19 protein-coding genes and 3 rRNA genes are annotated in these 24,129 nt (G+C 68.5%); 8 read left to right on the forward strand and 14 right to left on the reverse strand.

Going from position 1 to position 24,129, the window contains the following annotated elements:
• Positions 1–3: 3 nt before the first annotated feature.
• Complete coding sequence (locus C8250_RS12855; RefSeq protein ID WP_138353369.1) at positions 4–1,272, forward strand: DUF1015 domain-containing protein; 1,269 nt, start codon at positions 4–6, stop codon at positions 1,270–1,272.
• 90 nt (positions 1,273–1,362) lie between these two features.
• Here C8250_RS12855 and C8250_RS42875 read toward each other — a convergent pair whose 3' ends face one another.
• The 6 genes from C8250_RS42875 to C8250_RS12885 all read right to left on the reverse strand — a co-directional run bounded on the left by C8250_RS42875 (position 1,363) and on the right by C8250_RS12885 (position 11,605).
• Positions 1,363–2,199 carry a hypothetical protein gene (locus C8250_RS42875; RefSeq protein ID WP_194445647.1) on the reverse strand — a complete coding sequence of 279 codons (837 nt, stop codon included), beginning with the start codon at positions 2,197–2,199 and terminating at the stop codon, positions 1,363–1,365.
• 1,609 nt (positions 2,200–3,808) lie between these two features.
• A 5S ribosomal RNA gene (gene rrf / locus C8250_RS12865) occupies positions 3,809–3,925 on the reverse strand.
• Between the two features lie 141 nt (positions 3,926–4,066).
• Positions 4,067–7,191, reverse strand: a 23S ribosomal RNA gene (locus C8250_RS12870).
• Positions 7,192–7,484: 293 nt separating this feature from the next.
• Positions 7,485–9,009, reverse strand: a 16S ribosomal RNA gene (locus tag C8250_RS12875).
• The 16S, 23S and 5S rRNA genes sit together here, the layout of an rRNA operon.
• A gap of 560 nt (positions 9,010–9,569) precedes the next feature.
• Entirely contained in the window at positions 9,570–10,829 is a 1,260-nt protein-coding gene (gene tyrS, locus C8250_RS12880) for a tyrosine--tRNA ligase (protein ID WP_138354951.1), read from the reverse strand.
• A 113-nt stretch (positions 10,830–10,942) separates the two neighbouring features.
• Positions 10,943–11,605: a DNA-3-methyladenine glycosylase gene (locus tag C8250_RS12885; protein WP_138354952.1), complete on the reverse strand. Its 663-nt coding sequence runs from the start codon at positions 11,603–11,605 to the stop codon at positions 10,943–10,945.
• Between the two features lie 102 nt (positions 11,606–11,707).
• On the opposite strand from C8250_RS12885, the gene C8250_RS12890 reads away from it, so the two are divergent.
• The 3 genes from C8250_RS12890 to C8250_RS12900 all read left to right on the forward strand — a co-directional run bounded on the left by C8250_RS12890 (position 11,708) and on the right by C8250_RS12900 (position 14,057).
• A complete protein-coding gene (locus tag C8250_RS12890) occupies positions 11,708–12,490 on the forward strand; it encodes a sporulation protein (RefSeq protein ID WP_138354953.1) in 783 nt (260 codons plus the stop codon).
• An 84-nt stretch (positions 12,491–12,574) separates the two neighbouring features.
• Positions 12,575–13,114 (forward strand): YbhB/YbcL family Raf kinase inhibitor-like protein, encoded by a 540-nt coding sequence (locus tag C8250_RS12895; RefSeq protein WP_138354954.1) that lies wholly within the window; start codon positions 12,575–12,577, stop codon positions 13,112–13,114.
• A gap of 439 nt (positions 13,115–13,553) precedes the next feature.
• Positions 13,554–14,057 (forward strand): HNH endonuclease, encoded by a 504-nt coding sequence (locus C8250_RS12900; protein ID WP_138354955.1) that lies wholly within the window; start codon positions 13,554–13,556, stop codon positions 14,055–14,057.
• Positions 14,058–14,083: 26 nt separating this feature from the next.
• On the opposite strand, the gene C8250_RS12905 is transcribed toward C8250_RS12900, so the two are convergent.
• From C8250_RS12905 to C8250_RS12920, 4 genes are all read right to left on the reverse strand, one after another.
• The gene (locus C8250_RS12905) at positions 14,084–14,851 is read right to left on the reverse strand and encodes a sulfite exporter TauE/SafE family protein (RefSeq protein WP_138354956.1); all 768 of its coding nucleotides are present in this window, start codon (positions 14,849–14,851) and stop codon (positions 14,084–14,086) included.
• 49 nt (positions 14,852–14,900) lie between these two features.
• Complete coding sequence (locus C8250_RS12910) at positions 14,901–15,884, reverse strand: SPFH domain-containing protein (RefSeq protein ID WP_138354957.1); 984 nt, start codon at positions 15,882–15,884, stop codon at positions 14,901–14,903.
• A gap of 134 nt (positions 15,885–16,018) precedes the next feature.
• The gene (locus C8250_RS12915; protein ID WP_138354958.1) at positions 16,019–16,441 is read right to left on the reverse strand and encodes an NfeD family protein; all 423 of its coding nucleotides are present in this window, start codon (positions 16,439–16,441) and stop codon (positions 16,019–16,021) included.
• A 131-nt stretch (positions 16,442–16,572) separates the two neighbouring features.
• On the reverse strand, positions 16,573–17,382 hold the full coding sequence (locus tag C8250_RS12920; RefSeq protein ID WP_138354959.1) for an ABC transporter ATP-binding protein: 810 nt from the start codon (positions 17,380–17,382) through the stop codon (positions 16,573–16,575).
• 81 nt (positions 17,383–17,463) lie between these two features.
• On the opposite strand from C8250_RS12920, the gene C8250_RS12925 reads away from it, so the two are divergent.
• A complete protein-coding gene (locus C8250_RS12925; protein WP_138354960.1) occupies positions 17,464–18,249 on the forward strand; it encodes a hypothetical protein in 786 nt (261 codons plus the stop codon).
• 84 nt (positions 18,250–18,333) lie between these two features.
• Here C8250_RS12925 and C8250_RS12930 read toward each other — a convergent pair whose 3' ends face one another.
• The 4 genes from C8250_RS12930 to C8250_RS12945 all read right to left on the reverse strand — a co-directional run bounded on the left by C8250_RS12930 (position 18,334) and on the right by C8250_RS12945 (position 20,987).
• Entirely contained in the window at positions 18,334–18,576 is a 243-nt protein-coding gene (locus C8250_RS12930) for a chaplin (RefSeq protein WP_138354961.1), read from the reverse strand.
• Positions 18,577–18,775: 199 nt separating this feature from the next.
• Positions 18,776–19,021, reverse strand: a complete 246-nt coding sequence (locus C8250_RS12935) for a chaplin (protein ID WP_187144823.1) — start codon at positions 19,019–19,021, stop codon at positions 18,776–18,778.
• A gap of 150 nt (positions 19,022–19,171) precedes the next feature.
• The gene (locus C8250_RS12940) at positions 19,172–19,840 is read right to left on the reverse strand and encodes a response regulator transcription factor (RefSeq protein WP_138354962.1); all 669 of its coding nucleotides are present in this window, start codon (positions 19,838–19,840) and stop codon (positions 19,172–19,174) included.
• Positions 19,833–20,987, reverse strand: coding sequence for a GAF domain-containing sensor histidine kinase (locus C8250_RS12945; RefSeq protein ID WP_138354963.1), 1,155 nt, complete (start codon positions 20,985–20,987; stop codon positions 19,833–19,835). The genes C8250_RS12940 and C8250_RS12945 overlap by 8 nt, the downstream gene beginning before the upstream one ends.
• A gap of 220 nt (positions 20,988–21,207) precedes the next feature.
• Here C8250_RS12945 and C8250_RS12950 point away from each other — a divergent pair, with 220 nt between their 5' ends.
• The 3 genes from C8250_RS12950 to C8250_RS12960 all read left to right on the forward strand — a co-directional run bounded on the left by C8250_RS12950 (position 21,208) and on the right by C8250_RS12960 (position 24,077).
• On the forward strand, positions 21,208–21,906 hold the full coding sequence (locus tag C8250_RS12950) for an SDR family oxidoreductase (protein ID WP_138355035.1): 699 nt from the start codon (positions 21,208–21,210) through the stop codon (positions 21,904–21,906).
• 5 nt (positions 21,907–21,911) lie between these two features.
• The gene (locus C8250_RS12955; RefSeq protein WP_138355036.1) at positions 21,912–22,973 is read left to right on the forward strand and encodes an S-adenosylmethionine:tRNA ribosyltransferase-isomerase; all 1,062 of its coding nucleotides are present in this window, start codon (positions 21,912–21,914) and stop codon (positions 22,971–22,973) included.
• Between the two features lie 315 nt (positions 22,974–23,288).
• Positions 23,289–24,077, forward strand: coding sequence for a transglycosylase SLT domain-containing protein (locus C8250_RS12960; RefSeq protein WP_244809121.1), 789 nt, complete (start codon positions 23,289–23,291; stop codon positions 24,075–24,077).
• The last annotated feature ends 52 nt before the right edge of the window (positions 24,078–24,129 follow it).

Raw genomic sequence — 24,129 nt, forward strand, 5'->3', positions numbered from 1 at the left:
CTGATGACCACTTCAGGACCCGCTCCCCACGGCTTGCGCCTCGCGCCCTTCCGCGGGCTCCGCTACGTGCCGGAGAGGGTGGGCAGCCTGGCCGCCGTCACCTCGCCCCCGTACGACGTCGTGGTCCGGCCGGACGGGCAGCGTCATCTGGAGACCGCCGACCCGCACAACGTCGTCCGTCTCATCCTGCCCCACAACGCCGATCCCACCAGCCGCCACCGGCAGGCCGCCACGGCCCTCGACCGGTGGCAGCGCGAGGGCGTCCTCGCCCCCGACCCGGAACCCGGGCTGTACGTGTACGAGCAGCGGGACGGCGACCATCTGCAACGCGGCCTGATCGGCGTCCTGCGGCTCACGCCGCCCGAGGAGCGGATCGTGCTCCCGCACGAGGACGTCATGCCGGGGCCGGTGGCCGACCGCGCCGCCCTGATGCGCGCGACCGGCGCCAACCTCGAACCGCTGCTGCTCGCCTACCAGGGCGGCGGCACCGTCGCGGAGATCGTCGACCGTACGGCGGACACCGAACCGCTGCTCGCCACCACCACCGAGGACGGCATCCACCACAAGTTGTGGTCGATCACCGATCCGGGGACCCTCGCCGCGATCGACGCCGACCTGTCGCCCCGCCAGGCGCTCATCGCCGACGGCCACCACCGCTGGGCAACCTATCTGCGGCTGCAGGCCGAGCAGTCCGGGCCGAGCCCCTGGGATCACGGCCTGGTGCTCCTCGTCGACACCGCCCACTACCCGCTGCGGGTCCGTGCCATCCACCGGGTGCTCCCGCAGCTTCCGGTCGCCGACGCCGTCGAGGCCGCCCGGCACGCCTTCCGCGTGACGGACGTCGACGGACCGCTGCCGGTGGCGCTGGACGCGCTGGCGGCGGCCGCGGCGGAGGGCAACGCCTTCCTGCTCGCGGGCGACGGCCGGTTCCGGCTGCTCGACCGGCCGGATCCACTGCAGATCGACCGATCCGTACCGCACGACCGGCCGCGCGAATGGCGGCAGCTCGACGCGACGGTCCTGCACAGCCTGCTCCTCGACGACATCTGGCAAGTGCCCGACGTCCCGGAGCACATCAGCTATCTGCACACGACGGAGTCGGCCGTCGAGCAGGCGGAGCGGCACGGCGGCACGGCAGTCCTGATGCACCCCGTGGACGAGGCCGTCGTCCGTGAGCTGGCCCGCCAGGGCGTCACGATGCCCCGCAAGTCCACCTCCTTCGGACCGAAGCCGGCCAGCGGCCTGGTCATGCGCAGCCTCGAACTGGGCTGAGCCGACGCCCGAGCTCGCTCCGCAAGGACGCAACGCGAAGAGGCGGCACCCGCGATGTCCGCGGGTGCCGCCTCTCAGTTGTGCGAGCGCTCAGGCCTTGCTGGTGCCCGTACCGGGCTCCTTGAAGGGCGAGTCCAGGAACGACGCCGGATCGGCCTCGTCCGTGATGTCGACCTCGGCCTCGGTGATCTCGACGTCGTCCTCGTCGTCCTCGTCATCGTCCGCGTCGTCCTCGGACTCCGCGTCCGCCGGCACGACGGACTCCGCCAGGTCGTGCGACTCCGCGGGGTCCTCGACGAGCGCGTCCACGAACTCGACGCCGTCCAGCTCGGCGAGCCGGTCGGAGGCGTCCGTGCTGCCGCTCTGGTCGGCCTCCGCCGCCTTGGCGAACCACTCGCGCGCCTCGGGCTTGCGGTCCACGGCGAGCAGCGCGTCGGCGTAGGCGTACCGCAGTCGCGCGGTCCACGGGTTCATGGCGTTCGCCGCCAGCTCGGGACCCTGCAGCGTCACCACCGCGGCCTCGGGCTGGCCCATGTCCTGCCGGGCGCCCGCGGCGACGAGCCGCATCTCGACCTGACCGGCCTTGTCCAGCTTCTGCACCTCCGGCGCACCCGCCATCGCCAGCGCGCGCTCCGGACGGCCCATGCCGCGCTCGCAGTCCGCCATGACCGGCCACAGGTCCACGGAACCCGTCATCCGCTTGGTGGCGCGGAACTCCGCGAGCGCCTCGCCGTAGCGAGCGGTCGCGTACGAGGCGAAGCCGGCGGCCTCCCGCACGGCGGCGACGCGCGACGCGAGCCGCAGGGCGATCCTGGAGTACTCGTAGGCCGCCTCCGGGTCCTCGTCCAGCAGCTGCGCCACCATGACCAGGTTGCGCGCCACATCGTCGGCGAGCGTCTTCGGCAGGCTCATCAGCTCCTGGCGCACGCTCGGGTCGATCTCCTGACCCGTGACCTCGTCCGGGATCGGCAGCCGCTTGACCGGCTCCCGCTCCTCACGGCGGTCCTCACGCCCGGCGCTCTCGAACCGTCCGTGGCTCTCCTCCGCCGGCCGGCGGCTCTGGCCCCGGTCGTCGTCACGGCGCGGCCCACGCGGGGGCGCGTCACGGCGGTCGTCCTGACGCGGACCGCGCGGCGGCCCGTCACGACGGTCCTCACGCGGGCGGTCGCTGCCGGGACGGCTGCTGCTCGGACGGTCACTGCTGGGACGGTCGCTGCCCGACCGCTCGTAGCGCGGACGGTCCTCACGGGGACGGTCCTCACGCGGACGCTCGAAGCGCGGCCGGTCCTCGCGGGGACGGTCACTGCTCGGCCGGTCGCTGCTGGGACGGTCGTACCGGGGGTGGTCGCCCTGGGGACGGTCGTCGCGGCGGAAGCTGCCGCCGCGGTCGTCCTGGCGGGGGCCGCGCGGCGGGCCGTCACGGCGGTCGTCACGGGGACGGTCACTGCTGGGGCGGTCGTAGCGCGGGCGGTCGCCCTGCGGGCGGTCGTCACGGCGGAAGCCGCCGCGGTCACCGCTCGGGGGGCCGGAACGCGGACGGTCACCCTGCGGACGGTCGTCGCGGCGGAAGCTGCCGCCACGGTCGTCACGGCGGTCACCGCTGGGCGGGCCGGAGCGCGGACGGTCGGAGCGCGGGGGGCCGTCACGACGGTCGTCACGGGGACGGTCACTGCTGGGGCGGTCGTAGCGCGGACGGTCACCCTGCGGACGGTCGTCACGGCGGAAGCCGCCGCGGTCACCGCTCGGCGGGCCGGAACGCGGACGGTCACCCTGCGGACGGTCGTCACGACGGAAGCTGCCGCCACGGTCGTCGGGACGCGAGCCACCACGCGGCGGACCGTCACGACGGTCGCCACTCGGCGGGCCGAACCGCGGACGGTCACCCTGCGGGCGGTCGTCACGACGGAAGCCACCACGGTCGCCGCTGCTGGGCGGGCCGGAGCGCGGGCGGTCATCACGGCGGAAGCTGCCGCCACGGTCGTCGGGACGCGAGCCACCACGCGGCGGGCCGTCACGACGGTCGCCACTCGGCGGGCCGAAGCGCGGACGGTCACCCTGCGGGCGGTCATCGCGACGGAAGCCACCACGCGGCGGGCCGGAACGCGGACGGTCACCCTGCGGACGGTCGTCACGGCGGAAGCCGCCGCGGTCACCGCTGGGACGATCCGTACGCGGGCGGTCTTCACGCGGACGGTCAGAACGGGGGCGATCAGAGCTCGGGCGGTCAGAACTCGGGCGGTCGGTACGGGGTCGGTCGTCACGACGGTCATCCCGGCGGAAACCGCCGGCCCGGTCACCATCGCGGCGCGGGCCGCCGGTGCGGAAACCGCCCCGGTCGCCACCGCTCTGTCGCGGCTCCCGGCGCTCAGGCCGATCCGACCGATCCTCGGGCGAGTTGGACATCGTCGTAACTCCTTGGTTCGTGCTGCTGTAGTGCCAGTCTCTCGTACCTGCCGAGTGACCGCGCACCGGTGGGGCAAAACAAAAAGACCCTCGGTCCCAGCGCAGAGGCCGGGACCGAGGGTCCATAAAGATTGTTCGGCGGCGTCCTACTCTCCCACAGGGTCCCCCCTGCAGTACCATCGGCGCTGAAAGGCTTAGCTTCCGGGTTCGGAATGTAACCGGGCGTTTCCCTAACGCTATGACCACCGAAACACTATCGGGCCATCCCGCTGAACGGGATTATTGACAGTGCCAAGCGAACAAGCACACTTTTCAATTTAAGTAGTACTGGTTCAACCGGAGCGACTGTTCGCAACCCGGGAACCAAACAGTGGACGCGAAGCAAAAATAGTTAGACAAGCCCTCGGCCTATTAGTACCAGTCAGCTCCACCCGTTACCGGGCTTCCACATCTGGCCTATCAACCCAGTCGTCTACTGGGAGCCTTAACCCCTCAAAGGGGGTGGGAATACTCATCTCGAAGCAGGCTTCCCGCTTAGATGCTTTCAGCGGTTATCCTTTCCGAACGTAGCCAACCAGCCATGCCCTTGGCAGGACAACTGGCACACCAGAGGTTCGTCCGTCCCGGTCCTCTCGTACTAGGGACAGCCCTTCTCAATATTCCTACGCGCGCAGCGGATAGGGACCGAACTGTCTCACGACGTTCTAAACCCAGCTCGCGTACCGCTTTAATGGGCGAACAGCCCAACCCTTGGGACCGACTCCAGCCCCAGGATGCGACGAGCCGACATCGAGGTGCCAAACCATCCCGTCGATATGGACTCTTGGGGAAGATCAGCCTGTTATCCCCGGGGTACCTTTTATCCGTTGAGCGACGGCGCTTCCACAAGCCACCGCCGGATCACTAGTCCCGACTTTCGTCCCTGCTCGACCCGTCAGTCTCACAGTCAAGCTCCCTTGTGCACTTACACTCAACACCTGATTGCCAACCAGGCTGAGGGAACCTTTGGGCGCCTCCGTTACTCTTTAGGAGGCAACCGCCCCAGTTAAACTACCCACCAGACACTGTCCCTGATCCGGATCACGGACCGAGGTTAGACATCCAGCACGACCAGAGTGGTATTTCAACGACGACTCCACAACAGCTGGCGCTGCCGCTTCAAAGTCTCCCACCTATCCTACACAAGCCGAACCGAACACCAATATCAAGCTATAGTAAAGGTCCCGGGGTCTTTCCGTCCTGCTGCGCGAAACGAGCATCTTTACTCGTAGTGCAATTTCACCGGGCCTATGGTTGAGACAGTCGAGAAGTCGTTACGCCATTCGTGCAGGTCGGAACTTACCCGACAAGGAATTTCGCTACCTTAGGATGGTTATAGTTACCACCGCCGTTTACTGGCGCTTAAGTTCTCAGCTTCGCCACACCGAAATGTGACTAACCGGTCCCCTTAACGTTCCAGCACCGGGCAGGCGTCAGTCCGTATACATCGCCTTACGGCTTCGCACGGACCTGTGTTTTTAGTAAACAGTCGCTTCTCGCTGGTCTCTGCGGCCACCCCCAGCTCAGGGAGCAAGTCCCCTCACCAGTTGTGGCCCCCCTTCTCCCGAAGTTACGGGGGCATTTTGCCGAGTTCCTTAACCATAGTTCACCCGAACGCCTCGGTATTCTCTACCTGACCACCTGAGTCGGTTTAGGGTACGGGCCGCCATGAAACTCGCTAGAGGCTTTTCTCGACAGCATAGGATCATCCACTTCACCACAATCGGCTCGGCATCAGGTCTCAGACTATATGTCGCGCGGATTTGCCTACGCAACGCCCTACACCCTTACCCCGGGACAACCACCGCCCGGGCTGGACTACCTTCCTGCGTCACCCCATCGCTTACCTACTACCACCTTGGACCGGCGGCTCCACCACTCCCCTTTGCCCGAAGGCTCCAGGACGGCTTCACGGCCTTAGCATCAGAGGGTTCGATACTGGGCGTTTCAAAGCGGGTACCGGAATATCAACCGGTTGTCCATCGACTACGCCTGTCGGCCTCGCCTTAGGTCCCGACTTACCCTGGGCAGATCAGCTTGACCCAGGAACCCTTAGTCAATCGGCGCACACGTTTCCCACGTGTGTATCGCTACTCATGCCTGCATTCTCACTCGTGTACCGTCCACGACTGGCTTCCGCCGCCGCTTCACCCGGCACACGACGCTCCCCTACCCATCCCCGCACCCGTTAGGGCTTCACACGGGAATGACACGACTTCGGCGGTACGCTTGAGCCCCGCTACATTGTCGGCGCGGAATCACTTGACCAGTGAGCTATTACGCACTCTTTCAAGGATGGCTGCTTCTAAGCCAACCTCCTGGTTGTCTCTGCGACTCCACATCCTTTCCCACTTAGCGTACGCTTAGGGGCCTTAGTCGATGCTCTGGGCTGTTTCCCTCTCGACCATGGAGCTTATCCCCCACAGTCTCACTGCCGCGCTCTCACTTACCGGCATTCGGAGTTTGGCTAAGGTCAGTAACCCGGTAGGGCCCATCGCCTATCCAGTGCTCTACCTCCGGCAAGAAACACGCGACGCTGCACCTAAATGCATTTCGGGGAGAACCAGCTATCACGGAGTTTGATTGGCCTTTCACCCCTAACCACAGGTCATCCCCCAGGTTTTCAACCCTGGTGGGTTCGGTCCTCCACGAAGTCTTACCTCCGCTTCAACCTGCCCATGGCTAGATCACTCCGCTTCGGGTCTTGGGCGCGCGACTCATTCGCCCTATTCGGACTCGCTTTCGCTACGGCTACCCCACACGGGTTAACCTCGCCACACACCGCAAACTCGCAGGCTCATTCTTCAAAAGGCACGCAGTCACGACTGTGCATGCAAGCATGCACAGCGACGCTCCCACGGCTTGTAGGCACACGGTTTCAGGTACTATTTCACTCCGCTCCCGCGGTACTTTTCACCATTCCCTCACGGTACTATCCGCTATCGGTCACCAGGGAATATTTAGGCTTAGCGGGTGGTCCCGCCAGATTCACACGGGATTTCTCGGGCCCCGTGCTACTTGGGTGTCGCACAAGCAAGCCGTACAGATTTCAGCTACGGGGGTCTTACCCTCTACGCCGGACCTTTCGCATGTCCTTCGCCTATCCATACGGTTTCTGACTCGCCCAACAGTCGGCAGACTGCTGAAGTGCGATCCCACAACCCCGCATACGCAACCCCTGCCGGGTATCACACGCATACGGTTTGGCCTCATCCGGTTTCGCTCGCCACTACTCCCGGAATCACGGTTGTTTTCTCTTCCTGCGGGTACTGAGATGTTTCACTTCCCCGCGTTCCCTCCACATACCCTATGTGTTCAGGTATGGGTGACAGCCCATGACGACTGCCGGGTTTCCCCATTCGGACACCCCCGGATCACAGCTCAGTTGACAGCTCCCCGGGGCCTATCGCGGCCTCTCGCGTCCTTCATCGGTTCCTGGTGCCAAGGCATCCACCGTGCGCCCTTAGAAACTTGCGCTAACTAGATGCTCGCGTCCACTGTTTAGTTCTCAAGCAACGACCAGTCACCCGTCTCCAACGCTTCCGCGTCGTTAACGGGGCCGGGGTGTAGAAGAAACAAAGGTCGTTCCCTCAGGACCCAACAGCGTGCCCGACCCACCAGCAATCCAGACGCTTTCCACGCCGAAGCAGTACTTGCTTCCGGATTCCCAGTGTGCCGAATAGTCAACGTTCCACCCATGAGCAACCACCGCCGAACAGATGCCGGCGTAATGGCCCTGGACCGTCAATGACGGTCTAGATGCTCCTTAGAAAGGAGGTGATCCAGCCGCACCTTCCGGTACGGCTACCTTGTTACGACTTCGTCCCAATCGCCAGTCCCACCTTCGACGACTCCCTCCCTTGCGGGTTGGGCCATCGGCTTCGGGTGTTACCGACTTTCGTGACGTGACGGGCGGTGTGTACAAGGCCCGGGAACGTATTCACCGCAGCAATGCTGATCTGCGATTACTAGCAACTCCGACTTCATGGGGTCGAGTTGCAGACCCCAATCCGAACTGAGGCCGGCTTTTTGAGATTCGCTCCACCTTGCGGTATCGCAGCTCATTGTACCGACCATTGTAGCACGTGTGCAGCCCAAGACATAAGGGGCATGATGACTTGACGTCGTCCCCACCTTCCTCCGAGTTGACCCCGGCGGTCTCCTGTGAGTCCCCATCACCCCGAAGGGCATGCTGGCAACACAGAACAGGGGTTGCGCTCGTTGCGGGACTTAACCCAACATCTCACGACACGAGCTGACGACAGCCATGCACCACCTGTACACCGACCACAAGGGGGGCCGTATCTCTACGGCTTTCCGGTGTATGTCAAGCCTTGGTAAGGTTCTTCGCGTTGCGTCGAATTAAGCCACATGCTCCGCTGCTTGTGCGGGCCCCCGTCAATTCCTTTGAGTTTTAGCCTTGCGGCCGTACTCCCCAGGCGGGGAACTTAATGCGTTAGCTGCGGCACCGACGACGTGGAATGTCGCCAACACCTAGTTCCCAACGTTTACGGCGTGGACTACCAGGGTATCTAATCCTGTTCGCTCCCCACGCTTTCGCTCCTCAGCGTCAGTAATGGCCCAGAGATCCGCCTTCGCCACCGGTGTTCCTCCTGATATCTGCGCATTTCACCGCTACACCAGGAATTCCGATCTCCCCTACCACACTCTAGTCTGCCCGTATCGAATGCAGACCCGGGGTTAAGCCCCGGGCTTTCACATCCGACGTGACAGACCGCCTACGAGCTCTTTACGCCCAATAATTCCGGACAACGCTCGCACCCTACGTATTACCGCGGCTGCTGGCACGTAGTTAGCCGGTGCTTCTTCTGCAGGTACCGTCACTTGCGCTTCTTCCCTGCTGAAAGAGGTTTACAACCCGAAGGCCGTCATCCCTCACGCGGCGTCGCTGCATCAGGCTTTCGCCCATTGTGCAATATTCCCCACTGCTGCCTCCCGTAGGAGTCTGGGCCGTGTCTCAGTCCCAGTGTGGCCGGTCGCCCTCTCAGGCCGGCTACCCGTCGTCGCCTTGGTAGGCCATTACCCCACCAACAAGCTGATAGGCCGCGGGCTCATCCTTCACCGCCGGAGCTTTTAACCCACCCCCAGGAGGAGGAGAGTGTTATCCGGTATTAGACCCCGTTTCCAGGGCTTGTCCCAGAGTGAAGGGCAGATTGCCCACGTGTTACTCACCCGTTCGCCACTAATCCACCCCGAAGGGCTTCATCGTTCGACTTGCATGTGTTAAGCACGCCGCCAGCGTTCGTCCTGAGCCAGGATCAAACTCTCCGTGAATGTCTCCACGCAAGAGCGGCACCACCGGCCGGAATAAGGCCCGTGGTGCACAGCGTCCTCGCTGTGTAATTGCCTCCCACCAGTTCCCGTCCCGAAGGACCGGAGGGTAGAAGGACTTTTTCAAAGGAACCACCAAACGAAACCCGAATGGGTTCCGCCCGGGGTGTTTTAAGTCTGGCGTTGACTTTTGGCACGCTGTTGAGTTCTCAAGGAACGGACGCTTCCTTCGGTGCCGTTTTACCGGCGCCCTCCGGGCTTCCCTTCGTGTTTCTCAGCTTAGCAGATCCGATTTCCCGTTTCTGCCACCCGCTGAGGCGGGCTTTTGTTTCTCGCCTTGCGGCGTGTCCACTACGTTAGCCGATTTCCCGCCACGCTCATAATCGAGCTATTCGGACCGAATTTCGGCGCACCCAAAAGCAACCCTGTCGGGAAGTCGTAGTAGTGGGTGGCCACCCCCGCGGGGATCCGGACGAACCGGACGCACCGTTTCAAGCGGCTCGGACTACATTACGGAGGAGCGGCGGCAGAGTCAAGCTCAACCGCCGCTCAAACGCACGATTTCAGCCGACCTCGACGGCAGCCAGGCTCTTCTTGCCGCGGCGGAGGACGAGCCACCGGCCGTGCAGCAGGTCGGACTCGGCCGGCACCGCGTCCTCGCTGGTCACCTTGGCGTTGTTCAGGTAGGCGCCACCCTCCTTGATGGCCCGGCGGGCGGCCGACTTGCTGGCCACCAGCTCGACCGCGGTCAGCAGGTCGACGACCGGCTCCAGCGCCGTGACCTTGGCGTACGGCAGCTCGGAGAGAGCGGCCGCCAGCGTGGCCTCGTCCAGGTCCGTCAGTTCCCCCTGGCCGAAAAGCGCCTTGGACGCATCGGTGACCGCGGTGCACTGGGCGGCCCCGTGGACCAGGGTCGTCAGTTCCTCAGCCAGGGCGCGCTGGGCGGCGCGGGCCTGGGGGCGCTCCTCGGTGAGGCGCTCCAGCTCCTCGATCTCCTCGCGGGACTTGAAGCTGAAGATGCGCAGGAACTTGGAGATGTCACGGTCGTCCGCGTTCAGCCAGAACTGGAAGAAGGCGTACGGCGTGGTCATCTCGGGGTCGAGCCAGATGGCGCCGCCCTCGGTCTTGCCGAACTTGGTGCCGTCCGCCTTGGTGATCAGCGGAGTGGCGAGGGCGTGGACGGAGGCGCCCTCGACGCGGTGGATCAGGTCGATGCCGGCCGTGAGGTTGCCCCACTGGTCGCTTCCGCCGGTCTGCAGGGTGCAGCCGTAGCGCCGGTAGAGCTCCAGGAAGTCCATCCCCTGGAGGATCTGGTAGCTGAACTCGGTGTAGCTGATGCCCTGGTCGGAGTTGAGGCGCCGGGCGACGGCTTCCTTGGCGATCATCTTGTTGACTCGGAAGTGCTTGCCCACGTCACGCAGGAACTCGATCGCCGACATCCCGGACGTCCAGTCCAGGTTGTTCACCATCGTCGCGGCGTTCGGCCCCTCGAAGGAGAGGAAGGGCTCGATCTGCCCGCGGACCCGCTCGACCCAGTCGGCGACGACCTCGGGAGCGTTGAGTGTCCGCTCCGCCGACGGCTTGGGGTCGCCGATCAGGCCGGTGGCCCCGCCCACCAGGCCCAGCGGCCGGTTGCCCGCCTGCTGCAGCCGCCGGATGGTGAGGATCTGCACCAGGTTGCCGAGGTGCAGGCTGGGCGCCGTGGGGTCGAAGCCGCAATAGACCGTGACCGGGCCGTCCGCGAACGCCTTGCGCAGTGCGTCCTCGTCAGTGGATACGGCGATCAGCCCGCGCCACTGCAGCTCGTCGACGATGTCCGTCACGGTTCTCTTGTCTCCTTGGGTCAGTGCGATGAGTCGGTGCTCCGCGGTCCGCACACCGGCGGTCGCAGAGCGTCTGTACAGCGTGTCCGAGAGTACGCGGTCATGGCGAGTCGTTATGGGCGGCGTCTCGGGGTGTGGGCACGGTAGGGACTGACGGTGGGGTCGCCGTCGATCCAGAAGCGCCAGGGGTGCACGGCTCCCTCGCCGCCGACGCCGGTACGCGGGCCGGAGCGCACCCGGTCAGCGGCCGGCGGGGTACCGGTGAGGACGCGGAACGGGCTGCCGGCCGGTTCGCCCGCCGGACCGGTATAGGGGTCGCAGACGTCGGATCCGTTGAGCGACCGGTCGACGGCGAGCGCGGTGGCCAGCCGGGCCGGGCCCTGGGCGAGGTCGGTGTCCTTGCGGGAGGTGGGGCGGTTCGCTCGGGCGAGGTCCTCCCCACGGGTGATCTCGCCGCCCCGGAGCAGGACCCCGCTCGGCGTGCCCTCCGGGCCGCAGACCAGGTTGAGGCAGTGCCACATCCCGTACGTGAAGTACACGTAGGTGTGGCCGGGCGGGCCGAACATCACCGCGTTGCGTTCGGTGCGGCCCCGGTAGGCGTGCGATCCCGGGTCGACGGGTCCCGCGTAGGCCTCCACCTCGGTGAGGCGCAGCTCGATCGGGCCGCCCGGGGTGTCACGGACGAGGATCCGGCCGAGGAGGTCCGGTGCGATGTCGAGGACCGGGCGGTCGAAGAAGGGCCGGGCGAGCGGGGCCCTTTCCGCGTCGGCGATCATGCGGTACGAGGGTACTGGAACCGCCCGCGGCGGTTCCGCGTTCGTAGTGACCGTAGATAACGTAAAGAAACAGTCAACCGCCGGTATGAGGAGTGGGACAACGTGGGCTTCAAGAAGCTGCTTGCGAGCATGGGTGCCGGTGGGGCGTCCGTCGAGACCGTACTGACGGACCCGAACGTGGTGCCGGGCGGCACTGTCCAGGGTGAGGTGCGTATCCAGGGCGGGTCGGTCGCGCAGCAGATCGAGGGGCTCTCCGTCGGGCTGCAGGCCCGGGTCGAGGTCGAGAGCGGCGACAACGAGTACAAGCAGGACATCGAGTTCCACCGGCAGCAGCTGGGCGGGGCGTTCGAGGTGGCGCCGGGGGCCGTGCACACCGTGCCGTTCGGGCTGCAGATCCCGTGGGAGACGCCGGTCACCACGTTCCTCGGCCGGCATCTGTCGGGGATGAACATCGGGGTGACGACGGAGCTGGCGATCGCCCGCGCGGTGGACTCGGGTGACCTCGACCCGGTCAGCGTGCACCCGCTGCCGGCGCAGCAGGCGCTGCTGGACGCGTTCGGGCACCTGGGCTTCGCGTTCAAGGCCGCGGACCTGGAGAAGGGGCACATCCGGGGGACGCGGCAGCGGCTGCCGTTCTACCAGGAGATCGAGTTCCGGGCGCCGCACCAGTACCGGGGGCTGAACCAGGTGGAGCTGACCTTCATCGCGGACGGCAACGAGATGGACGTGATCCTGGAGATGGACAAGAAGCCGGGGCTGTTCGGCGAGGGCAGCGACTCGTACCGGTCGTTCACGGTCGGTCTGCAGTCCTTCCAGGGCACCGACTGGGCGGCGTACCTGAATCAGTGGCTGGCGGAGGTCGGCGGCAAGCGCAACTGGTTCTAGGGATCTAGGCTCGGTGCGCAGAAGGCCGCGCCGGCGCAGCCCGGCCGCGGTCCCTAGCTGTTCTTGCGATCAGGAGGTGTCGAGGTGACCGAGCAGAAGCGGCGGCCGCTCCCCCACGAGTTCCATCCGCCGGTGCCGTCGTTCACGGTGGTGAGCGATGACGTGGCGCCGGGCGGGGTGTTGAAGGACGCGCAGGTGTACGCGGCCGGGAACACGTCACCGCACCTGCGGTGGGAGGGCTTCCCCGACGGGACGAAGAGTTTCGCCGTGACGTGCTACGACCCGGACGCGCCGACCGGCAGCGGTTTCTGGCACTGGTCGCTCATCGACATTCCCGCGTCCGTCACCGAGTTGCCCGCGGGCGCGGGCGGCGGGGACTTCAAGGGGCTGCCCGAGGGTGCGCTGCACGTCAGGAACGACTACGGGACGCGGGACTTCGGCGGGGCCGCGCCGCCGCCGGGGGACGGTTCGCACCGCTATGTCTTCACCGTGTACGCGGTGGACACCGAGAAGCTCGGGCCGGACGCGGACGCCTCGCCTGCCGTGATCGGTTTCAACCTCCGCTTCCACACGCTGGGCCGCGCCCAGCTGATCGGCGAGTACGAGGCACCGGCCGGTAGCTGACGGCCGGGCGTCCGCCGTGGCCGGCGGGCGCCCGTTAATTGCGTTGCGCCCCGGCGCCCTGAATCGCACAGTGGTACGTGTCTGGTGGTGGCCCACCATCACCAGGCAGCCGGTACCGCTGTAGCGGGGGCGGCGGGGCGTTGCGTCGTGGTGGTTCTCGCCCGCGCGATGCCGGCCGTCCGCCGGAACCAGGTGTTTCCCGCCCGGTGTCCACGCCGGCTGCCGTACGCTCCGGACGCTTCCGTTACGCACGGGGGGAAGCGTCCGGGGCGTTCGGCATTTTTCGCTGTCCACCCGCCCGGCCACCCTTCCGGGAGCCGCTCCCGTACCCCGTCGATCCCCTTTCCCCGCACGGTAATTGCGTTGTCCGCCGGTGGTCCGCGAGGCACAGTGGATCCACTTCGCCATGGGGCGGGGACGGATCCTTGGGGTGGGCGGAATGCGTGAGACTCTGGTGCTGAACGCGAGTTTCGAGCCGCTGTCGACGGTGTCGCTGCGGCGTGCCGTGGTGCTGGTCATGCAGGAGAAGGCCGTCGTCGAGCAGGCGCATCCCGGGCTGCGCATCCGCGCGGCGGCCGTCGAGGTTCCGGTTCCGCTGGTGATCAGGCTGCGCAGATACGTCCGGGTGCCCTTCCGACAACGGGCCCCGTGGTCGCGGCGGGGTGTGCTGGTGCGTGACCGACACCGGTGCGCGTACTGCGGTCGCCGGGCGAGCACGGTGGACCACATCGTGCCGCGGTCGCGCGGTGGTGGGGACACCTGGCTGAACACGGTCGCGGCCTGTGCGGAGGACAACGGCCGCAAGGCGGACCGGACTCCTGAGCAGGCGGGGATGCGGCTGCTGGCGCAGCCGTTCGAGCCGACGCCGGCGGACACGCTGCTGCTGGCGCTGGGGATCAGGGACAACGACGCGCTGCCGGGGTGGCTGGCGCTGCCGGCCTGATCCCGGTGGGGCGCGGACGGCGGCGGTCATCTGAGGACGAGCTGGACGATGGCCACGATGCCGACGGCGACGATGACGCCGCGCAGCGCCGCCGGCGGCAGCCGGCGGCCGATGCGGGCGCCGAAGATGCCGCCGAGGGTGGCTCCGGCGGCGATGAGGCCCACGGCGGCCCAGTTGAAGTCGGCGACGAAGAGGAAGAACACGGCGGCGATGCCGTTGACGAGCATGCCGAGGACGTTCTTGACGCCGTTGATCCGCTGCAGGTCGTCATGGAGCAGCAGCCCCATCAGCGACAGGTAGAGAACGCCCTGGGCGGCCCCGAAGTAACCGCCGTACATGCTGGCGAGGAACAGTCCGACGAGCAGCAGCGGGCCGCCGTCGGTGGGGACCTCGGTGCCCTCGCGTTCGCGGCGGGCCTTGATGGCGCGGGCGAGGCGGGGCTGCAGCACGACCAGGACCAGGGCCAGCCCGATCAGTACCGGGACGATCGCGTCGAACGCGTCGGACGGCAGGGTCAGCAGCAGGATCGCGCCGGCCAGGCCGCCGGCCAGCGCGGTGCTGCCGAGCCGGATGACGCGCCGGCGCTGGCCGCGCAGTTCACGGCGGTAGCCGATGGCACCGGTGAGCGAACCGGGTACCAGGCCGAGGGCGTTGGAGACGTTCGCGGTGATCGGCGGGAGGCCGACGGCGAGCAGTACCGGGAACGTGATGAGGGTGCCGGAGCCGACGATGGTGTTGATGGTGCCGGCGCCGATGCCCGCCGCGAAGACGGCGAGTGCCTCCCAGAACGTCACGCTGTACCCCTCGATGACCGGTGTCGGATGCACCGATCATGCCCGAGGGTCAGTCCTTGTCGAAGCGTGGGGTCTCGCGGCGCGGGATGGGGACGTCGCCGCCGCCCCCGTTGTTGCCGTTGGTGCCGCCGTTGTTCCCGCCGCCGGCACCGTTGGTCGGGGCGCCGGGCAGGTTCACGATGCCGCCGAGGCCCTTGAGCGCGTCATTGAGCTCGCTGGGGATGATCCAGAGCTTGTTGGCGTCGCCCTGCGCGATCTTCGGGAGCATCTGGAGGTACTGGTAGGCCAGCAGCTTCTGGTCCGGGTCGCCCGCGTGGATGGACTCGAAGACCGTACGGATGGCCTGGGCCTCACCTTCGGCGCGCAGCGCGGCGGCCTTGGCGTCACCTTCGGCGCGCAGGATGGAGGACTGCTTCTCACCTTCGGCGGTGAGGATCTGGGACTGCCGGATGCCCTCCGCGGTGAGGATCGCGGCGCGCTTGTCGCGGTCCGCGCGCATCTGCTTCTCCATCGAGTCCTGGATGGAGGTGGGCGGCTCGATCGCCTTGAGCTCGACGCGGTTGACGCGGATGCCCCATTTGCCGGTGGCCTCGTCCAGGACGCCGCGCAGCGCCGCGTTGATCTCCTCGCGGGAGGTCAGCGTCCGTTCCAGGTCCATGCCGCCGATGATGTTGCGGAGCGTGGTGACGGTGAGCTGCTCGATCGCCTGGATGTAGCTGGCGACTTCGTACGTCGCCGCGCGGGCGTCGGTGACCTGGTAGTAGATGACCGTGTCGATGTTGACGACCAGGTTGTCCTGGGTGATCACCGGCTGCGGCGGGAACGGCACGACCTGTTCACGGAGGTCGATGCGGTTGCGGATCGTGTCGATGAACGGAACGACGATGTTCAGGCCCGCGCTCAACGTCCGCGTGTAGCGGCCGAATCGTTCGACGATGGCGGCACTCGCCTGGGGGATGACCTGGACCGTCTTGATGAGCGCGACGAAGACGAGCACCACCAGGATGATCAGGACGATGATGATCGGCTGCATGTCCACTCCCGCGCCGTTTGCGGACGTACTACGACATGATCAATTCTCGCAGACCACTGCGGCGGTGCGCTCGGGTTCGGCGAATTCCCGGAGCACGACCGCGGCGGCCGTATCGGTCGGTCAGGCGTCCTCGGTCACATGACGACGGCGGTCGCGCCGTCGATCTCCACGACATCCACCTTCTCGCCCGGGTCGAAGCTCCGTTCCTCGTCGAGGGCGCGCGCCGACCAGATCTCTCCGGCGAGCTTGATCCGTCCGCCGCCGCCGTCGACCCGTTCGAGGACGACGGCCTGCCGCCCCCTCAGCGCGTCGATGCCGGTACGCAGTTCGGGCCGCTGCGTCCGGTGCTTGTAGGCGATCGGGCGGACGACCGCGAGCAGTGCGACCGAGACGATCACGAAGACGATGACCTGGACGACGATGCCGCCGCCGAGCGCGGCGACGATCGCCCCCGCGACGGCGCCGACCGCGAACATCCCGAATTCGGGCATCGTCGTGATCACCAGCGGTATGCCGAGTCCTACGGCGGCGATCAGCCACCACACCCATGGGTCCACCTCCCCATCGTAGGGGGGCGGGGGTGATCTGTGACAGGCCTTCCGGGCGCGGGGGCGGGCGCGGGGAAGCACGAACGGGCGTTCCGCCGGGGGGTGTTACGTCCCGCTCCCCCCGGCCGGGCGGCGGATGGCTACGAGAGCGGCAGTCCTGCGGCGGTCCAGCGGTCGCCCCTGTGCTCGACGACGAGCGGGAGGCCGAAGCAGCGGGAGAGGTTGCGCGAGGTGAGTTCCAGCTCGACCGGGCCTGCGGCGACGACCTTGCCCTGGCGGATCATGAGGACATGGGTGAAGCCGGGGGCGATCTCTTCGACATGGTGGGTCACCATGATCATGGAGGGCGCGATCGGGTCGCGGGCGAGCCGGCCGAGGCGGCGTACCAGGTCCTCACGGCCGCCGAGGTCCAGGCCGGCCGCGGGCTCGTCGAGGAGCAGCAGCTCCGGGTCGGTCATCATGGCGCGGGCGATCAGGGTGCGCTTGCGCTCGCCCTCGGACAGGGTGCCGAACTTGCGGTCCAGGTAGTCGGACATGCCCAGCCGGTCGAGGAAGGCGCGGGCGCGGTCCTCGTCGACCTTCTCGTAACTCTCCCGCCAGTGCGCGGTCATGCCGTACGCGGCGGTGAGCACGGTCTGCAGGACGGTCTGGCCGCGCGGCATCTTGTCCGCCATGGCCGCGCCGGCCATGCCGATACGGGGGCGCAGTTCGAAGACGTCGACGCTGCCGAGCTTCTCGCCGAGCACCTGGACGGTGCCGGTGGTCGGGAAGAGATAGCTGGAGGCGACATTGAGCAGGGTGGTCTTTCCCGCGCCGTTCGGTCCGAGGATCACCCAGCGTTCGCCCTCGGCGACCGACCACGAGACCTGGTCCACCAGAGCCCGTCCGTCGCGGACCACCGATACGTCCACCAGCTCCAGCACATCGCTCATGAGCGCGTTGTCTCCCATTGCAGTTTCGGTTGTCACGGGCAGAGCCCCGAGGGAAAACCTACGCCACGCGTCGGGCGGTCCACTCCTTAGGCTGGGGGGATGCTTGATGAACCTCGATCAGGACGGCTGGCGGCGTGGGGAAATGCCCTACTTGCCGGACTTGCCGCACCGGATGATGTCGCCCAGGAGGTCCTGGGCGAGGACGCGGTCCACCGGATGACCGGACTGCCGGGCGAGACCGGCCCGGTCGGGCTGACGCTCGGCCTCGGCCGGCTGCGGGCGCTCGGTACGACCGGGCTGCGGGTCGCCCTGCCCGCGCCGGGACATCCGCTGGGCCTCAGCGGCCCGGCGGACTTCAACGCGCGGGCGCTGGCCGCGGGCGAGGCCGTGATCGCGGTCGGCGGCCCGGCGCTCGGCCTCGTACCCGAGGTGAGCGAGGCCGGGCCGCGCGGCGATGTGCATGTGGAGGTGGAGTGGAAGTGCCTGGAGGTGCGGCAGGGCCCACCGGCCGATGTGCCCTCGCTCGGCGAGGCCGAGCGGGAGCTGGCCGAGGCGCTGCGGGACACCACCGAGGCGCTGACCCGGCTGGACGTGGCGGGGGCGGGGCCGGCCGCGCAGGCCGCCCTGGACGCGTACCGGGCGCGTGCGGAGCGCGGCCGTGATCTGCTGGCGCCCGGCTATCCGCCGCGGGCGGTGCGGGTGCTGGCGCTGGCGCAGCGGGTCGGCGCCCTGGTCGCCATCGCCTCCGACGGGCACGGGGGCGCGGTGAGCGCGTCGGAGATCGCCGCGCGGGCGGAGCTGCTGCGGCCGGTGGAGCGCACCGCGCGGCGGGCGCAGGTGGCGGCGTACAACGCGTACGTGGAGGAGTCGGAGCGCCGGGCCTGAGCCGCACCGGGATGACGCGGAAGGCCCCGCGTCCTGCCGGTGTCACCGGTGGGACGCGGGGCCTTCACGGTCGTACGGGGCAGGTCAGCCGATGTTCGACGACGCGTTGCCGAACGCCGGGTTGAGCAGACCGATCACGTTGACGGTGTTGCCCGTCACGTTGACCGGGACGTGCACCGGCACCTGGAGCAGGTTGCCGGACAGCACGCCCGGGGAGTCGGTGGCGGAGCCACAGGCATCGGCGCTCGCGAACGCGGAACCGGCGGAGACACCCGCGGCGATTCCGGTGACGGCGATGACCAGGGCGGCCTTTTTGGCAGTGTTCATGGGAAACGATCCTCCTGTTGCGGTACGGCCCAGCCGCGGGCCGCACGGTGAAGAACGCCCGGCCCGGCCGGATGACACGGGCGCGGACCGGAAACGTCCGAAGGGATCACCGGATCGAACGCGCGGGGATTCGATCGAACGCAGCGGCCCCGGAGGCGGTGCCTCCGGGGCCGGTCGTCGCGGCGGAGCCGCGGGGGGACTACTGGTTGACGCACTCGTTCCCGAACACCGGGTTCAGGAGACCGATCACGTTCACGGTGTTGCCGCAGACGTTGACCGGGACGTGCACGGGAACCTGGAGCAGGTTGCCGGAGAGAACGCCGGGCGAGCCCTCGGCCACGCCGTGGGCCTCGGCGCCGCTGTGGGCGGAGGCGACACCGGCTCCGGCCATGGCGAGCCCGCCCGCGACGAAGGTGACAGCCGCGGCGGTCTTCAGGATCTTCACTTCGAACTTCCTCCTTGCAGGGTGCACCGCGACCAGCCGCCGCGGTACTCCCTACAGAACGGGTCACAGGCGGTCAGGATGCGCCACCGGCCCCACATCCACCCGTCGGAATGAATCCGATACCGGAACACACCGGTCCGGTATGGCCCGTCAGGCCTCCGGAGGTGCCCCGATGCCGTGCCTGACCGCCCACAGCGCGGCCTGGGTGCGGTCCGAGACATCGAGCTTCATCAGGATGTTCGAGACATGGGTCTTCACGGTCTTCTCCGAGAGCACCAGCGCGCGGGCGATCTCCCGGTTGGAGCGCCCGTCGGCGATCAGCGTCAGCACCTCGCGCTCCCGTTCGGTGAGGGCGTTGCCCCGTCCCTGGCCGCCGCCGGGGAACTCCTGGGAGAGCAGGGCGTCGGCCACCTCGGGCTGGAGCAGCACATGGCCGGCGTGCACGGAGCGGATGGCGCCGGCCAGCGCCTCGGGGTCCACGTCCTTGTACACATAGCCGGCCGCGCCGGCCCGCAGGGCGGGCACGATGGTGCGCTGCTCGGTGAAGCTGGTGACGATGAGCACCCGGGCCGGGTTGCCGAGCTCGCGCAGCTTGCGCAGCGCGGAGATGCCGTCGGCGCCGGGCATCTTGATGTCCATCAGGATCACGTCGGGGCGCAGTTCCCCGGCGCGGGCCACGCCCTCGTCGCCGTCCCCCGCCTCCCCGACGACGTCGATGTCGCCCTGGACCTCCAGGAAGGTCCGCAGCCCGCGGCGCACCACCTGGTGGTCGTCGACGAGCAATACGCGGATGCGGGCCTGCCCCTCTGACTCAGCCACCGGGCACCTCCATCTCGATCACGGTGCCCTTGCCGGGCGCCGATTCCACTGTCAGGTGTCCGCCCACGCCGCTCGCCCGGTCCCGCATCGAGACCAGGCCCAGATGGCGTCCGGCGCGGCGCACCGCGGACGGTTCGAAGCCGCTGCCGTCGTCGCGGACCCGCAGCACCGCTCCCTTGCCCCGGCCGGTGAGGCAGACGGTCACGGTCCCGGCGTCCGCGTGCCGCAGTGCGTTGTGCAGCGCCTCCTGCGCGACCCGCAGCAGCGCTTCCTCCTGGGCGGCGGGCAGCGCCTTGACCTGGCAGGACGTAAAGGTGACATGGGCCGCGTGGGCCCGGTCGAGCACCTCGGCCTGGGTCCGCAGGGTCGCGACGAGGCCGTCCTCGTCCAGTCCCGCGGGCCGCAGCTCGACGACGACGGCGCGCAGCTCGTCGGCGGCCTCGGCGGCGAGCGCCGCCACATGCTTCAGCTCCTCCTTGGCGCGCGCCGGGTCGCGGTCGACCAGGGCGGCCGCGGCCTGTGCGGTGAGGCGCAGCGAGAAGAGCTTCTGGGAGACCGCGTCGTGCAGCTCGTGGGCGATGCGCGCCCGCTCCCCCGCCAGGGTGAGTTCGCGGCTGCGCTCGTAGAGGCGGGCGTTGGTGAGGGCGATGGCGGCGTGGGCGGCCAGGGTCCGCAGCAGCGTCTCGTCCTCCTGGGTGAAGGCGCAGTCGGTGGCGGGCCCGGTTCTGGGGCCCACCTTGTTGGCCAGGAAGATCGCGCCGAGGATCTCCTCGCCGTCGACGACCGGCATCCCGATGAAGTCGGTCATGTCCGGGTGGGCGCGCGGCCAGCCCCCGAAGGAGTCGGACTGCGTGACGTCCGCGAGCCGCTGCGGGGTCGCCTCGTGGAGCATCGCGGCGAGGATGCCGTGCTGGCGGGGCAGCGGGCCGATCGCCTTCCACTGCTCGTCGCTCACCCCGTCGACGACGAACTGGGCGAACCCGCCGTGATCGTCGGGCACCCCGAGCGCGGCGTACTCGGCGTCGAGCAGCTCGCGGGCGGACGCGACGATCGTCTGCAGCACCTCGCGCACCTCCAAGTGCCGGCTCATCGCGAGGACCGCGTCGCTGACCGCTTCGATTCCGCCTCTGGGCGACCGGTTGGACATGTCGTCAACCTACCGGCGCCGCGGCCCCGGCGGATCGGGCCGGGGACCTAGGGCAAAGTGCCCCCCGACGTGCGGCGGACGGCCGAGGCGCCGGACGCGGCGGCGTTCCTACGGTGAAGGGAGCCGCTGGACGACGGGTCCTGCGGCGGCTCGGAAGGCCACAAGGAGGAGCAGCGTGAAACGCTTCACTGCAAGGGTGGTGGCGGGTGACGGGCCGGCGATGCCGGTAGCGATCATCACGGGGGCTTCGCGGGGACTGGGCCGTGCCCTGGCCGGGGCGCTCGCCCGGCGTGGCTGGGACCTGGTGCTCGACGGCCGGTCCGAGGGGGTGCTGAAGACGGCGGCGGCGGAGCTGGAGCGGGAGGGCCCCGGACGGGTGGCGGCCGTGCCGGGCGATGTCACCGACGCCGCCCACCGGACCGCGCTCGTCGCGGCGGCCCGCGCGTTCGGCGGCGTCGATCTGCTGGTGAACAACGCGAGCGCGCTGGGTGCCGAGCCGCTGGTGGCCCTGGCGGAGCTTCCGGTGGACGGGCTACGCGCCGCACTGGAGACGAATGTGGTGGCGCCGCTGGCGCTGGTGCGGGAGGCACTGCCCCTGCTGCGGGCGGCGGGCGGCGCGGTGCTGAACATCAGCTCCGACGCGGCCGTGGAGGCGTACGCGACGTGGGGCGGCTACGGGGCGAGCAAGGCCGCGCTGGAGCAGCTCTCCGCGGTGCTGGCCGTGGAGGAGCCGGGGCTGCGGGTGTGGTGGGTGGATCCGGGCGATCTGCGGACCGAGCTGTACACGGCGGCCGTCCCGGACGACGACCCGTCGGACCGGCTGCTGCCGGCGGACGTCGCCCCGGCCTTCCTGCGGCTGCTCGACGAGGAGGCGCCCAGCGGGCGCTACACCGCTCCGGCGCTGCTGGAAGCACGGTGACCACGATGGAGGGCCTGCGGGGGTTGCGGGTACCGCCCGAGCTGTCGGCGCGGGCGCCGGCCGGGCAGCGGGACGGCGTACGGCTGCTGGTCGGGCGGGCGGCGGCGGGCGAGGTGTCGCACCACGCCTTCCGGGAGCTTCCGGGGTTGCTGCGGGCGGGTGACGTCCTGGTGGTGAACACCTCGCGGACGCTGCCCGCGGCGGTCGGCGGGCGGCTCGGCCTGGAACCGGTGACCGTGCACTTCTCGACCCGCCAGGACTGGGGGCACCCCCGGCCGGAGGTTGGGGGACACTGGGCCGTGGAGGTCAGGACGCCCGACGGGCGCGGCACGACCGTGCCGCGGGCCGGCGGACCGGCCGGGGCGGTCGTGGAGCTGCCGGACGGCGAACGGCTGGTGCTGGAGGAGCCGCTGTCGCCGCGCGGGGACCGGCTGTGGCTGGCCCGGCCGTCGATGGCGGACACCGCCGGCTATCTGCACGGTCACGGGCGGCCGATCCGGTACGGCTACACCGAGCGGGACCAGCCGCTCGCCGAGTATCAGACGGTGTTCTCGGTGCCGTCCCCCGACGGTCTCGGCTCGGCGGAGATGCCGAGCGCCGGCCGGCCGTTCACCACCGGGATCGTGACATCCCTGGTCAGCAGGGGTGTGCAGATCGCACCGATCGTCCTGCACACCGGGGTCTCCTCGGCCGAGACGCATGAACCGCCGTACCCGGAGTGGTTCGAGGTGTCGCCGAGCACCGCGGGGCAGGTGAACGCCGCCCGCAGCGGTGGGGGCCGGGTCGTGGCGGTCGGTACGACGGCCGTACGGGCGCTGGAGTCGGCGGCGGACGGCCGGGGCACGGTCCGTGCCGCGCGCGGCTGGACGGATCTGGTGTTGACCCCGGAACACGGGGTACACGCCGTGGACGGGCTGCTGACCGGGCTGCACGAGCCGGCGGCCTCCCATCTGCTGATGCTGGAGGCGGTGGCGGGCGCTCCCCTGCTGGAGCGGGTCTACGCGGAAGCCGTGCGCGGCGGCTATCTGTGGCACGAGTTCGGCGACGTGAACCTGCTGCTCCCGTAGGCGTTTCGGGGGTGCTTCCGGCGCCGTTCCCGGGCACGCTTCGAGGACCCCTGAAAAGCCGTCACCGTGCGCACCCCCGTCATGACGATCCGTCGATGGCGGGGGTGGTGCCGTGTGACCTGCCCGATAGGACGTACGTCACTTACGAAGCCGGGTAGTGGACCCGGATGGTGCCCACGGCGCGTAAGGGGCCCGTAAACACGCCCTGCCGTTCCACCCGCAACTACGACTTTCGTTAGTAATCGACCTCTTTGCCCTGCGGTTTTTACCCAGCTATCAATGCCGGAGTCCGCAATTGGAAGAGGTAACTCCCCCATGCAGCTCCCGACGCTCCCGAAGCTCGGCCGCCTGAACAAGGTGCATTCGTTCGCCGTAGCAGGCACCGCAACCGCCGCTCTGACGGTTCTGGCCATCACCGCTGGTGTCCAGGGATCCGACGGAACGGCCCTCGCCGCCGGCGAGCCCTCCAACATCGCTGTGGTCAGCACCGCCGGACCGCAGAGCATTACCGACCAGGCCGGCGCCGCTTCGCAGCACGCCGCAGCCGAGGCCGCGGCCAAGAAGAAGGCGGCCGACACGGCCGCCGCGGCCGCGAAGAAGAAGGCGGCCGACGAGGCCGCGAAGAAGAAGGCCGCTGACGAGGCCGCGAAGAAGAAGGCCGCTGACGAGGCCGCCAAGCGCAAGAAGGCGGAGCAGGCCGCGAACCGCTCCAAGGAGCGCAAGGCCCTCGCCGCCAAGCCGAAGCCCGCGACCAAGGCTCCGGCCCCGGCCGCCGTCTCGTACTCGAACGACCTCGACGGCTGGATCAAGGAGTCGCTGTCGGTCATGGCCGCCCACAACATCCCGGGCAGCTACGACGGCATCTACCGCAACATCATGCGCGAGTCGTCCGGGAACCCGCAGGCCATCAACCTGACGGACTCCAACGCCGCCGCCGGCATACCGTCCAAGGGCCTGCTGCAGGTCATCGACCCGACGTTCCAGGCGTACCACGTGTCCGGTACCTCCATGGACATCTACGACCCGGTCGCCAACATCACCGCCGCGTGCAACTACGCGGCCGCGAACTACGGCTCGATCGACAACGTCGACTCGGCCTACTGAGCACCGGTCCACCACGCCGAAGGGCGGCCGCACCCCCAGGGGTACGGCCGCC

This window comes from Streptomyces sp. So13.3 (assembly GCF_005860785.2).
Lineage (GTDB): Bacteria > Actinomycetota > Actinomycetes > Streptomycetales > Streptomycetaceae > Actinacidiphila > Actinacidiphila fildesensis.